Origin of the sequence: Isoptericola sp. b515, from assembly GCF_030588125.1 — a bacterium.
In the GTDB taxonomy this organism is placed as follows: domain Bacteria; phylum Actinomycetota; class Actinomycetes; order Actinomycetales; family Cellulomonadaceae; genus Isoptericola; species Isoptericola sediminis.
Window position 1 is genome coordinate 97,676 of sequence record NZ_JAUQYR010000002.1, and the last position, 12,792, is coordinate 110,467.

Sequence of the window (12,792 nt, forward strand, 5' to 3'; positions counted from 1 at the left end):
GCGGTGCGGGACCGCCACCGACCCTATAGCCTCCAGGGTTCCACGGGCGCGCCCCGACGTGCCTGTCCGCGCCACCTGGCAGACTGTCGCCATGAGGTCCCGTGTCCTGGTGGTCGACGACGACACCGCGCTGTCCGAGATGATCGGCATCGTCCTGGAGTCGGAGGGGTTCGAGACGAGCTTCTGCGCCGACGGTGACGAGGCCATCGGCCAGTTCCGGTCCATGCAACCCGACCTGGTCCTGCTCGACCTGATGCTCCCCGGCAAGGACGGCATCGAGATCGCCCGGGAGATCCGCGGCGAGTCGGGCGTGCCCATCATCATGCTGACGGCCAAGACGGACACGGTCGACGTGGTGCTCGGCCTGGAGTCCGGCGCCGACGACTACGTGACCAAGCCGTTCAAGCCCAAGGAGCTCGTCGCGCGGGTCCGGGCCCGGCTGCGCCGCTCCGACGAGCCGGGTCCCGAGCGGCTGAAGATCGGTGACGTCGAGATCGACGTCACCGGGCACGCGGTGACCCGGGACGGCGAGCGCATCAGCCTGACGCCGCTGGAGTTCGACCTGCTCGTGGAGCTGGCCCGCAAGCCGTGGCAGGTCTTCACCCGTGAGGTGCTCCTGGAGAAGGTCTGGGGCTACCGCCACAGCGCCGACACCCGCCTGGTGAACGTCCACGTCCAGCGGCTGCGGTCGAAGATCGAGAAGGACCCCGAGAACCCCGAGGTCGTCCAGACGGTCCGGGGCGTGGGCTACAAGGCCGGTGCCGCCCGCTGAACAGCCGGCGGGTCGCTCGGCCGTGCCCGACGACGTCACCGCGGCGGAGGCCCCCTCCGGCGATCCGCAGAACCCGTTCGTGGCCGGGGTGCGCTCGCTCGTGCAGCGCTGGCGCTCCTCGATGCAGGTCCGCGTGGTCACCACCGCGCTCGCCCTCGGCGTGCTGGTGGTCGTGGTCCTGGGGCTGTTCCTGTCGGACTCCATCCGGGACGGGCTGTTCGAGCAGCGCATCGAGCAGATCGAGGCGGAGAACGCCGCGCTGGTCCAGGAGACCCAGTCGCGGTTCAGCGCGTCGACGGCCACGACGATCGGGGAGCAGCAGTCCTTGCTGCGCGACGTGATCCTCGGCCTCAGCGCGATCGGCTCGAGCGCGCAGGACTACTTCCTGCGCCAGGCGCCGGACCAGAGCCTGCCGCTCGTCGACCCGTCGTCCCGGCAGGACCTCTCCGTGCGGGACGTCGTCAGCCCCGCGCTGCGCGAGGCCACGCTCACGACCGACGGTCCCGTGCTGCAGTCGGTGCTCATCCCGGCCGCGTACAGCGAGTCCGGGGCCGACGAGCCGGGTGTCGTGTTCGGCACCACGGTCGAGCTGGCCTCGGCGGGGACCTACGAGCTGTACGCGCTGTACTCGCTCGCCTCCCAGCAGGAGACCCTGCGATTCGTGCAGCGCACCCTCGCGATCGGGGCGGCGGTCATCATCGCCATGATCGGGCTGCTCACCTGGACCGTGACCCGCCAGACCGTGGCGCCGGTGCGCCGCGCGGCGACCGCCGCGTCGCGGCTCGGGGAGGGACACCTGGACGTGCGCATGCCCGGTTCCCGCGGGCAGGACGAGATGGCCACCCTGGCGCGGACCTTCAACGAGATGGCCGCCAGCCTCGAGGACCAGATCGCGCGTATGGAGGAGCTGTCGACCTCCCAGCGCCGGTTCGTCTCCGACGTCTCGCACGAGCTGCGGACCCCGCTGACCACCGTGCGGATGGCCGGTGAGGTCATCTACGCCGCCCGCGACGACCTGGGCCCGGCCGCCCGGCGGTCGGCGGAGCTGCTGCAGACCCAGCTCGACCGGTTCGAGGAGCTGCTCACCGACCTGCTGGAGATCAGCCGGTTCGACGCCGGCGCGGCGGTGCTGGACGTCGAGCACCGGGACCTGCGCGACGTCGTGACCGCCGTCGTCGACACCGCGGCCCCGCTGGCCGAGAGCAAGGGTGTGTTCCTGTCGGTGGACATGCCGGGGGAGCCGGTCCGCGCCGACATCGACCCGCGCCGCGTCGAGCGCATCCTGCGCAACCTGGTGGTGAACGCCGTCGAGCACGCCGAGGGCAACCCCGTCGAGGTCACGGTGGGCGGCGACGACGAGGCGGTCGCCGTGGTGGTCCGCGACCACGGGATCGGACTGACCCCCGACGAGCTCAACCGGGTCTTCGACCGGTTCTGGCGCGCGGACCCCGCCCGCGCGCGCACCACGGGCGGGACGGGGCTGGGCCTGGCCATCTCGCAGGAGGACGCCCGGCTGCACGCCGGCCGGTTGCAGGCCTGGGGCAGCCCCGGCGCGGGGGCCAGCTTCCGCCTCACGCTGCCGCGCCGGGCCGGCATCCGGCTGACCGGGTCGCCGCTGCCCCTCGAGGGACCCGACCGCTCGGGCGAGCGGCCGCTGGAGACGGGGCAGGTCCCGGTGGTCAACCCGCCGACCGGACCGACGCCGACGGCGATCCCCGACCTCTCGGCGAGCCACGAGGAGACCCCATGACCGTGCACCGGACACCACGAAGGGCCGCGGCCGCGCTGGCGGGCCTCGTCGCGACGGCGCTCGCCCTCGTCGGCTGCGCGTCGATGCCGACCTCGGGCGACGTCATGCAGGGCGAGGTCCGGGTCGACACCCCGGTCGACGTCGGTTTCAACGTGCAGGGGCCGTCACCGGGCGCGGACCCGCAGCAGATCGTCCAGGACTTCGTCTCCGTGGCGCAGTTCGGCCCGGCCTCGGCCAACACGTTCGCCGTCGCGCGGGAGTACCTGACGCCCGTCGCCTGGTCGCAGTGGAACCACAGCGCACCGGTGCTGGTGCTCACGGAGTACCCCGACTGGACCGTCGAGGAGTACGACGACGCCTCGGCGACGACCTCGGTCCACGGCGAGGCGCTGGTCGCCGCCAGCATCGACGAGACCGGCGCGTACACCGAGCTGCCCGAACCGAGCGCTGTCGACCTCTCCTACGACCTGTCCCGCGGCACCGACGGCGAGTGGCGCATCACCGGGCTCGAGGACGGCCTGCTGGTGCTGGCCAACTTCCTCGCGGAGGCGTTCCACCGCACGACCCTGTACTACCCGACGCCGGACCGCCGCTGGTGGGTGCCGGACGTGCGCTGGTACCCCGAGCAGTCCTGGCGCACGGCCGCGACCCAGGAGATCCTCGCCGGTCCTCCCGAACCGCTGCAGCAGTCCGTGGTGTCCGTGGTGCCGGAGGGCACGACGCTGGCGATCGACTCGGTGAGCGTCGACGACCGGGGCGTCATCGACGTGTCGGTCACCTCGGCGATCTCCGCCGCGCCCGCCGAGGACCGGTCGTTGCTCGTGGCCCAGCTGGAGGAGACCCTGCGGGAGGGCGACGGGCGCAGCGTCGAGCTCTCGGACGGCAACAACCCGCTCGCCGTCCAGGCGAGCGACGCCCCGTCCCGGCCCGTCACGATCGGCGACGCCCTCGCCGTCGTCGACCGGGGCGACGAGGGACCACAGCTGCGCAGGGTGTCCGGCACCGAGCTGGTCGAGCTCACCGAGCCGCCGGTCACCGCCGGCCTCGACCTGACGGCGGTCGGCGCGGGCCCGGGGGACCTCCCCGTCGTCGTGCGGGACGGCGACGACCGTCTCCTGCGGGTGGCCGCCGACGCCGAGCCCGTCCAGCTGCTGCGCGGCGAGGGCGTCCTGCCACCGTCCGTCGACCGTTTCGGGACCGTGTGGACGGCCGTCGACGGCGAGCTGTGGGTGGTGCGGGAGGCCGGTGCCTCGTCCCGCCTGGACGTCGAGTGGCTGGTGGACCGCCGGGTGCGCTCCGTGCGGGTCTCGCCCGAGGGCGCACGTGTCGTGCTGGTCGTCCAGGGGCCGGAGGGCCGGGAGGTGTGGGCCGCGGCGATCCAGCGCGACGCCGAGGACGTCCCGACGGGGCTGTCCACGCCGTGGCGGATCGGCGCACCCGTGCCCTCGGTCTCCGCGGCGGACTGGTCCGACGAGACCACCGTCGTGCTGCTCGGACGTGCCCCGGACGGGAGCCAGGTGCTCTCGCTCGCCGGCATCGGGGGACTCGCGGGCACCGCCGACGCCGGGGCACGCGAGCTGGTGACCCCGGGCGAACCCGTCCACGTGGCCTCCGCGGTCGGGGCCAGCCCGATGCTGGTCCTCGATACCGGCGGTGTGCTGCAGACGCGTCAGAGCTCGGCGCTGTGGCCCTCGGTGTCCGGCGACGTGGTCGCGGTCGCGTACCCGGGCTGAGGCCGCCCTCCGGTCACCCCCAGGAGCCGGGAGTCCGCGGGGGCGCCGCTGCGCGCCCCGACGCCGCGTGGCGGGGCCGTCGTGGGTGGCATCGTCCGCCGGGTGCTCACCGCCCTCGCCCGCCTGGTCGTCCCCGTCGCCTGCCCCGGCTGCGGCAGACAGGACGTGCGCTGGTGCGACCCGTGCGCCCGCACGGCCGTGGGGGGCGCTCCGTGGCGCGCCGAGGGCGGAGCTCCCCGGCTCGACCGGTGTGACGGCCGCGCTCCGCTGCCGGTCTGGGCGCTCGCGGACGGCACCGACGACGTCCGGGCGATCGTGGTGGCGTGGAAGGACCACGGCCGGGCCGATCTCGACGGGCTGTTCCGGCCGGCCCTGACGCGGGCGGCCGCGCGCACCGCCCCGCGGCTCGCCGCCGTCGCCACGGGTGCTCCCCTCGCCGTGGTGCCGGTGCCCTCGTCGCCAGGGGCTCGGTGGCGTCGGGGACGGGAACCGGTGCGGTCCCTCGCCGCGGCGGTCGCCCGGGGGCTGACCGTCGGCGGTGTGCGTGCGGTGCCGGTCGCCGCGCTGCGTCGCCGCCCGTCCCGCGACCAGGTCGGACTCGGCGCGCGGGAGCGCGGGCGGAACCTCGCGTCCGCCCTGGTGCTGCGCGAGCGGCCCTCACGAGCGATCCGGCGGTGCGTCCTCGTGGACGACGTGCTCACCACGGGCGCGACGCTCGCCGCGGCCGAGGAGGTTCTCGAGCGGGCCGGCCGGGCCGTCGTCGGCGCGTTCGTGCTGGCGGCGACACCGCCGCCCGGAAGCTCCGACCGACGTGCGACGACGGATCCTCGCCAGCAGTTCACCCTCGGGTCACCTTGGGGTTAATGTGAGAACCCGACGACGCCCCACCGCACCAGCGGGACGGACGTCGCATCGCACGAGCGGACCGGGCAGCGGCCCGGCACCCGGGAGGTGGTGCCCACCCGGCACCGGCAACGGTGCCCAGACAGCCCGATCCGGCCGACCGTGCGAGGCGCGGCGGCCATCTGATGAAGTGGAGCGACACGATGGAGATCGCCGTCGTCGGCAGGCACACGGACGTGACGGACAAGTTCCGGGAGCACGTCCAGGACAAGCTCACCAAGGTCACCCAGCTCTCGCCGAACACGCGCCGTGTGGACGTCGAGGTCACGCACGAGAACAACCCCCGGCTGTCGGACGTCAGCGAACGGGTCGAGCTCACGGTGCGGTCGAAGGGGCCCATCATCCGCGCGGAGGCGGCGGCGGACGACAGGTTCGCCGCCCTGGACCTCGCGATGGAGAAGCTCAGTGAGCGTCTGCGGCGTTCTCGCGACCGGCACAAGAAGGACCACCGCCGCCGCGGCGCGGAGGACGCGCGGCCGTTCGCCGACCCGAGCACCGTCGACGAGGTGCTGGCCGAGCGCTCCGAGCCCGAGCCCGCCGTCCTGGAGACGCCCGGTGACTCCGTCGAGCACCAGCTGGGCGACTCGCCGGTCGTGATCCGTCAGAAGCTGCACCACGGGGAGCCGATGACGGTGGACGACGCCGTCGAGCGGATGGAGCTCGTCGGCCACGACTTCTTCCTCTTCATCGACAAGGAGTCCGCGCGGCCCGCGGCGGTCTACCGGCGCCGGGGGTGGTCGTACGGCGTGATCGAGCTGGACACCACCTGCGCGGCGGCCGCACCGGTCACCGCGCTCACCTGAGGTACCGGTCGGGACCGACGGGGTCCCGGGCACGAGGACGATCGTGCCCGGGGCCCCGTCGCGTCCCCGCATCTCGACGCGTCGCGCGGCGCGGGACGCTCCGCGGCGGGTCACCGCCGTTTCTCGCGGGTCAGGACGTGTCTGGTCGAGTCAGGACGGATTCCCCCGGGTCAGGATGGATCCTGGCGGGTCGGCACGGCGCGGCGTGTGCCTGTCGGGGTCGACGGGCAGGATGACGACCGTGGAGACGATGTCCAACGCACAGGCGCGCCGGGTCGCGTTGCGCGCCCAGGCGCTGGACCGGCCGCGCCGGGACGCGCCGGTGACCATGCGCCGGCTGACCGCCACCGTCGACCGGCTCAACCTGCTCCAGATCGACTCGGTGAACGTGCTCGCCCGCGCACACCTGATGCCGCTGTACTCCCGGCTCGGGCCGTACGACACCGGCCTGCTCGACCGGGCGAGCGGACGCTCACCGCGGCGGCTGGTCGAGACCTGGGCCCACGAGGCGTCGTACGTCCCGGTCGGCACGTATCCGTTGCTGGCGTGGCGGCGCCGGGCGGCGCAGCAGGAGGCCTGGGGCGTCATCGCCGCGACCGCGCACGCCCACCCGGTGGAGCTCGACCTGGTGCGGTCGCTCGTCACCCAGCTCGGGCCCGTCACCGCGGGTCGCATCCACGCCGAGCTCGAGTCCGCCGGACGGGCGGGGTCCCGGCCCCGGGAGGACTGGGGCTGGAACTGGTCCGTGGCGAAGCGCTGCCTGGAGTACATGTTCTTCACCGGTGAGGTGCTCTCGGCCCGGCGCACCGAGTCCTTCGAACGCTGCTACGACCTGGCCGAGCGGGTGCTCCCGCCGGCGGTGCGGAACGCCCCGCCCGTCCCCGACGACGTCGCCGTGCGTCGCCTGCTGGAGCTGGGCGCGCGGGCGCACGGTGTCGGCACCGCCCGGTGCTTCCGCGACTACTTCCGGCTGCGGGGACCGGCCGCCGCCCGGGCGCTGACGGAGCTGGTCGACGACGGGACCCTCGTGCCCGTCGACGTGCAGGGTTGGAGCGAGCCCACCTACCGCCACCGTGACGCCGTCGTCCCGCGCCGCGCCGACGGTGCGGCGCTGCTGAGCCCGTTCGACCCACTGGTCTGGGAGCGGCGTCGCCTGCAGTCCCTCTTCGACGTCTTCTACCGGATCGAGATCTACACCCCGGCGCACCGACGGCGACTGGGCTACTACGTCCTGCCGTTCCTCGAGGGAGACCGGATCTCGGCGATGGTGGACCTCAAGGCCGACCGGGGCGGACGCGTGCTGCGCGTGGCGGCCAGCCACCGCACGGGCGGCACGGGAGCCGACACCCCTGGCCGGCTCGCCGACGAGCTGTGGACGCTCGCCGGGTGGTCGGGTCTCGACGACGTCGTCGTCGAGCCGCCCGGCGACCTGTCCGACGCGCTGCGGGCGACGATCCGGGGCACGACGCCGGACTGACGACCCACGGGGCCGCCACGGACCGTAGGATCGGCGGCTACAGGGGAGGAGGTGCCCGTGGAGACGCTCGCTCTCTACCTCGGCGTGGCGTTCGTGGGTGGTGTCGTCGCCACCCTCGTGCGGCTGCCTCCCCTGGTCGGCTTCCTCGCGGCCGGCTTCGCCCTCGGCGCGGCAGGTGCCCCGGAGCTGCCCGGTCTCGGCACGATCGCCGAGGTCGGTGTGGCGTTGCTGCTGTTCACCATCGGTCTGAAGCTGGACGTCCGCTCGCTGGTCCGCCCGGAGATCTGGCTGACCACGGTCAGCCACATGGTGTTCTCGGTGGCCCTCGGCATCGGGTTCCTGGGTGTGCTCGCCGCGGCGGGGATGGCGCTCGTCGCCGGCGACGGGTTCGGCACGATCGCGCTCATCGGGCTCGCACTGTCCTTCAGCTCGACGGTCTTCGTGGTCAAGGTGCTCGAGGACCGGTCGGACGCGACGAGCCTGTACGGACGGATCGCCGTGGGCATCCTGGTCATCCAGGACGTCGTCGCCGTGACGTTCCTGGCCATCGCCGAGGGGCGCCCGCCCAGCCCGTGGGCGGTGGCCCTGCTGCTGTTCATCCCCGGGCGCCGGGTGCTGCACGCGGTGTGGTCGCGTGTCGGCCACGGCGAGCTCCAGGCCATCTTCGGCGTCGCGGTGGCGCTGGGGCCGGGGTTCTACCTCTTCGAGCACCTCGGGCTGTCCGGGGACGTCGGCGCGCTGGTGATGGGGGCGCTCCTCGCCTCCCACCCGAGCGCCGGCGAGATGTCACGGTCGCTGATGACGTTCAAGGACGTCATGCTCGTCGCGTTCTTCCTCGAGATCGGGCTGCACGGGACGCCGGAGCCGCAGCACGTCGGCCTGGCGCTCCTGCTGCTGCTGATGCTGCCGCTGCAGGCCGCCGGGTACGCCGTGCTGCTGTGGATGGCGCGGCTCCGTCGTCGCACGTCGTTCCTGACCGGCCTCGTGCTCGGGAACTACTCCGAGTTCGGCATCATCGTGGTCGCCGTCGGCGTCGAGGTGGGCATGGTCGACGACGACTGGCTCGTCGTCATCTCGTTGGCGGTCGCCGCGAGCTTCGCGCTCTCCGCGGCGGTGAACCGCCGGGGCGTGGAGATCGCCTCCTGGCTCACCCGGTTCCTGCCGCCGAAGGACCCGTCCCGGCTGCACATGGACGACCGCGTCGTGGACATCGGCGACGTCGACGCCCTCGTCATGGGACTGGGCCGGGTCGGCTCGACCACCTGCGCCCGCCTGCGGGACGAGTACGGCCTGCGCGTCGTCGGGGTCGAGCACGACCTCAAACGCGTCACGGCGCTGCAGGGCGACGGTTTCGAGGTGGTCCGCGCCGATGCCACCGACGTCGAGTTCTGGGCCCGTGTCAAACGGGCCGGGCACGTCCGCCTCGCCGTGCTGGCCATGCCGTTCCACAACGCCAACCTCATCGCCCTCTCGCGGCTGCAGGAGGCCGGTTTCGAGGGGTACGTCGCCGCGATCGCCCGGTACGACGACGACGTCGCGGAGCTGCGGCGCCACGGGGCGCACGCGGTGTTCCACATCTACGGGGCGGCCGGTGCCGAGCTTGCCGACCGGGCGGCCGAGGTGCTCTCGACGGGACGCTGAGGCCTCCGGCGCCGGGGCGGGTCGTTCGTCGGTCGCGAACCCGGCCCACCGGGGCCGTGAGACCGAATAGGATGGCAGGCGGTGCGACGGGCGACGAGGGCGACGCCAGCAGATCCCGTCGGCACCACCGAACGGGCTCGGGGCCACCCGGGCACCACCGACCCGGGAGTACTGCGTGCCTGCGATCCTCGAGAAGATCCTCCGCTTCGGCGAGGGGCGGACCCTCAAGAAGCTGACCGGCCTCGCCGAGCAGGTGAACCGGCTCGAGTCCAGCTTCGTCGAGCTGAGCGACACCGAGCTGCAGGAGGAGACGCAGCGGTTCAAGGACCGCCTGGAGCACGGCGCCACGCTCGACGAGCTGCTCCCGGAGGCGTTCGCCACGGTCCGTGAGGCCGCGCGCAGGACCCTCGGCCAGCGCCACTTCGACGTGCAGCTCATCGGTGGTGCCGCCCTGCACGAGGGCAACATCGCCGAGATGAAGACCGGTGAGGGCAAGACGCTGGTCGCCACCACCGCCGCGTACCTCAACGCCCTGACGGGCAAGGGCGTGCACGTCATCACCACCAACGACTTCCTGGCGAAGTACCAGGGCGAGCTGATGGGCCGTGTCTACCGGTTCCTCGGCATGACCACGGGCATCATCGTCTCCGGCCAGAACCCGGACGAGCGCCGGCGCCAGTACGCCGCGGACATCACCTACGGCACGAACAACGAGTTCGGCTTCGACTACCTGCGCGACAACATGGCCTGGTCGCCGGACGACCTGGTCCAGCGCGGTCACCACTTCGCGATCGTCGACGAGGTCGACTCCATCCTCATCGACGAGGCGCGGACCCCGCTGATCATCTCCGGTCCCTCGTCCGGGGACGCGAACCGCTGGTACGTCGAGTTCGCGAAGGTCGTCAAGCGACTGACGCGCGAGACCGACTACGAGGTCGACGAGAAGAAGCGCACGGTCGGCATCCTCGAGCCGGGGATCGAGAAGATCGAGGACTACCTCGGCATCGACAACCTGTACGAGTCGCTGAACACCCCGCTGATCGGTTTCGTCAACAACGCCATCAAGGCGAAGGAGCTGTTCAAGCGCGACAAGGACTACGTCGTGCTCAACGGCGAGGTGATGATCGTCGACGAGCACACCGGCCGCATCCTCGCGGGTCGCCGGTACAACGAGGGCATGCACCAGGCCATCGAGGCCAAGGAGGGCGTGCAGATCAAGGCGGAGAACCAGACGCTCGCCACGATCACCCTGCAGAACTACTTCCGGCAGTACGAGAAGGTCGCCGGCATGACCGGTACGGCCGAGACGGAGGCCGCCGAGTTCCAGGGCACCTACCAGCTCGGCGTCGTCCCGATCCCGACGAACAAGCCGATGATCCGCATCGACCAGCCCGACCTCGTGTACAAGGCCGAGGAGGGCAAGTTCAACGCGGTCGTGGACGACATCGTCGAGCGGCACGCCAAGGGCCAGCCGGTGCTGGTCGGCACGACGAGCGTCGAGAAGTCCGAGCTGCTCTCGACGCTCCTGCAGCGCGCAGGCGTCCCGCACGCCGTGCTGAACGCGAAGGAGCACGACCGCGAGGCCGCCGTCGTCGCCCAGGCCGGGCGCAAGGGCGCCGTCACGGTGGCGACGAACATGGCTGGTCGAGGCACCGACATCATGCTCGGCGGCAACGCCGAGTTCATCGCGGTGGCCGAGATGGCCGAGCGCGGTTTCGACGCCGCCGAGGACCCCGAGGCCTACGAGGCCGCGTGGCCCGAGGTGCTCGCCAAGGCCGAGGAGTCGGTGGCCTCCGAGCACAACGAGGTCGTCGAGCTCGGCGGGCTGTACGTGCTCGGGACCGAGCGCCACGAGTCGCGACGGATCGACAACCAGCTGCGCGGTCGTTCCGGCCGTCAGGGCGACCCCGGCGAGTCGCGGTTCTACCTGTCGATGCAGGACGACCTGATGCGGCTGTTCAACTCCGGTCTCGCCGAGTCGATGATGGGCCGGGCCGGCTTCCCGGACGACATGCCGCTCGAGTCGAAGATGGTCACCCGCGGGATCCAGAGCGCCCAGTCGCAGGTCGAGTCCCGCAACTTCGAGATCCGCAAGAACGTCCTCAAGTACGACGACGTCCTGGCCCGCCAGCGCACCGTGATCTACGACGAGCGCCGCCGCGTCCTGGAGGGGGAGGACCTGCACGAGCAGGTCCAGCACTTCCTCACCGACGTCGTGACGGCCTACGTCGAGGGTGCCGCCGACGACGGCAACGCCGAGGGCTGGGACCTGGACTCGCTGTGGACCGCCCTGAAGTCCGTCTTCCCGGTGTCGATCACCGTGGAGGACGTCGTCGCCGAGGCGGGCGGGCGCGACCGTCTGACCAAGGAGATGCTGCTCGAGGAGCTGCTGTCCGACGCCCGTGTCGCCTACGCGGCGCGCGAGGAGTCCCTGGGCTCGCCCGCGATGCGCCAGCTCGAGCGTCGGGTCGTGCTGTCGGTGCTGGACCGCAAGTGGCGTGAGCACCTCTACGAGATGGACTACCTCAAGGAGGGCATCGGGCTGCGCGCGATGGCCCAGCGCGACCCCCTCATCGAGTACCAGCGCGAGGGCTACCAGCTCTTCCAGGCGATGACCGAGGCCATCAAGGAGGAGTCGGTCGGCTACCTGTTCAACCTCGAGGTGCAGGTGAAGCAGCCCGGCGAGGACGCGCCCGCCGGTGCGGGGCCGCAGGTCTCGGTCCAGTCCGCGGCGGCCACGGCCGGTTCCTCGGCCGCTCAGGGCCTCGCGGCCGGCGCGGCCTCGGTCGCGGGTGCCGACGCGGTCGAGGACGCCCCGACGGAGGAGGACGCCGCTCCCACGGAGCAGGAGATCCCGGCGGCCTTCGGCGGCTCCGAGGAGCCGACCCTCGTGGCGAAGGGTCTCGAGACCCCGCAGCGGCCGCAGAACCTGCAGTACTCGGCGCCCAGCGAGGACGGGTCCACCACCCGGACCGGGGACACCCGGGCCGCCCGTCGCGCGCTGCACGGCGAGGCGACCGCGGCGAACGCCGACGGGCGCACCTTCCCGGGGACCCCGCGCAACGCTCAGTGCCCGTGCGGGTCCGGCAAGAAGTACAAGGTGTGCCACGGCGCCAACGAGTGATCGGGCGTCCGTTCCCGGACGTCCTCACCCCAGCTCGAGCACGGTGACCCGCCAGGTTCCTCGGTGCACCTCGAGCCGGGCCGCCGCGGCGCGGACGCGCCCGGAGTCCTCGAGCACGACGGTGGCCTCCGCCGTCCCGGGGCCGAGCCGGACGGTGCGCACCCGACGGACGGTGACGGGGCGGGCCGGGCGGGCGGTCGCTGCCGCCCGCAGCAGCCGTGCCCGGTGCGCCAGCTGATCGTGGACCTGGGGCGTGACCCATCGCGCCACCTGGGCGGCGGGCCGTTCACCTCGCAGCACCTCGACCGCCGCCCGGACCACGGAGCAGCACAGGGCCGTGGGGTCGCTGGGGTGCGGTCCGTCCACCTGCCCGGACGACGCCTCGGCCAGGGGGCGCCCGGGGACCGGTGTCACCGGTGCGTCCCGGCCGACCCGGACCCGGCGCACGGGCGCGCGCCGTGCCGGTGCCTGCGGTGGCCGGGCGGGTGGCCGGGCGCCAGGGGTCGCCGCGACGCGGAGCCGACGAGCTGACGTGTCGTCCTGCGGGTCGGCGGGACCGGACGTGATGCGCGGAAGGGTCATGAAGGGC

General features: G+C 72.8%; 9 protein-coding genes. 8 read left to right on the forward strand and 1 reads right to left on the reverse strand.

Annotated elements, in window-relative coordinates; translation table 11 throughout:
• The first annotated feature begins 91 nt into the window (after positions 1-91).
• From mtrA to secA, 8 genes are all read left to right on the forward strand, one after another.
• Positions 92-772: an MtrAB system response regulator MtrA gene (mtrA, locus tag Q6350_RS06200; RefSeq protein WP_171247370.1), complete on the forward strand. Its 681-nt coding sequence runs from the start codon at positions 92-94 to the stop codon at positions 770-772.
• Positions 773-794: 22 nt separating this feature from the next.
• Complete coding sequence (gene mtrB, locus Q6350_RS06205; protein WP_304603346.1) at positions 795-2,522, forward strand: MtrAB system histidine kinase MtrB; 1,728 nt, start codon at positions 795-797, stop codon at positions 2,520-2,522.
• Complete coding sequence (locus Q6350_RS06210) at positions 2,519-4,255, forward strand: LpqB family beta-propeller domain-containing protein (protein WP_305065793.1); 1,737 nt, start codon at positions 2,519-2,521, stop codon at positions 4,253-4,255. The genes mtrB and Q6350_RS06210 overlap by 4 nt, the downstream gene beginning before the upstream one ends.
• A gap of 102 nt (positions 4,256-4,357) precedes the next feature.
• Positions 4,358-5,119 carry a ComF family protein gene (locus Q6350_RS06215; protein ID WP_305065794.1) on the forward strand — a complete coding sequence of 254 codons (762 nt, stop codon included), beginning with the start codon at positions 4,358-4,360 and terminating at the stop codon, positions 5,117-5,119.
• A 182-nt stretch (positions 5,120-5,301) separates the two neighbouring features.
• Complete coding sequence (gene hpf / locus Q6350_RS06220; RefSeq protein WP_305065971.1) at positions 5,302-5,961, forward strand: ribosome hibernation-promoting factor, HPF/YfiA family; 660 nt, start codon at positions 5,302-5,304, stop codon at positions 5,959-5,961.
• Positions 5,962-6,211: 250 nt separating this feature from the next.
• Positions 6,212-7,438, forward strand: a complete 1,227-nt coding sequence (locus Q6350_RS06225) for a winged helix-turn-helix domain-containing protein (protein WP_370375378.1) — start codon at positions 6,212-6,214, stop codon at positions 7,436-7,438.
• 57 nt (positions 7,439-7,495) lie between these two features.
• On the forward strand, positions 7,496-9,079 hold the full coding sequence (locus Q6350_RS06230; protein WP_304603350.1) for a cation:proton antiporter family protein: 1,584 nt from the start codon (positions 7,496-7,498) through the stop codon (positions 9,077-9,079).
• Between the two features lie 175 nt (positions 9,080-9,254).
• The gene (secA, locus tag Q6350_RS06235; RefSeq protein ID WP_304603351.1) at positions 9,255-12,203 is read left to right on the forward strand and encodes a preprotein translocase subunit SecA; all 2,949 of its coding nucleotides are present in this window, start codon (positions 9,255-9,257) and stop codon (positions 12,201-12,203) included.
• 24 nt (positions 12,204-12,227) lie between these two features.
• Here the strand turns inward: secA and Q6350_RS06240 are convergent, their stop codons facing one another.
• On the reverse strand, positions 12,228-12,785 hold the full coding sequence (locus tag Q6350_RS06240) for an Rv3235 family protein (protein ID WP_304603352.1): 558 nt from the start codon (positions 12,783-12,785) through the stop codon (positions 12,228-12,230).
• Between the last annotated feature and the right edge of the window lie 7 nt (positions 12,786-12,792).

Coding starts and splice junctions, on each gene's coding strand:
- Q6350_RS06210 (WP_305065793.1), top strand. CDS start 2,519: ATGACCGTGCACCGGACACCACGAAGGGCCGCGGCCGCGCTGGCGGGC.
- Q6350_RS06225 (WP_370375378.1), top strand. CDS start 6,212: ATGTCCAACGCACAGGCGCGCCGGGTCGCGTTGCGCGCCCAGGCGCTG.
- Q6350_RS06240 (WP_304603352.1), bottom strand. CDS start 12,785: ATGACCCTTCCGCGCATCACGTCCGGTCCCGCCGACCCGCAGGACGAC.
- mtrA (WP_171247370.1), top strand. CDS start 92: ATGAGGTCCCGTGTCCTGGTGGTCGACGACGACACCGCGCTGTCCGAG.
- hpf (WP_305065971.1), top strand. CDS start 5,302: ATGGAGATCGCCGTCGTCGGCAGGCACACGGACGTGACGGACAAGTTC.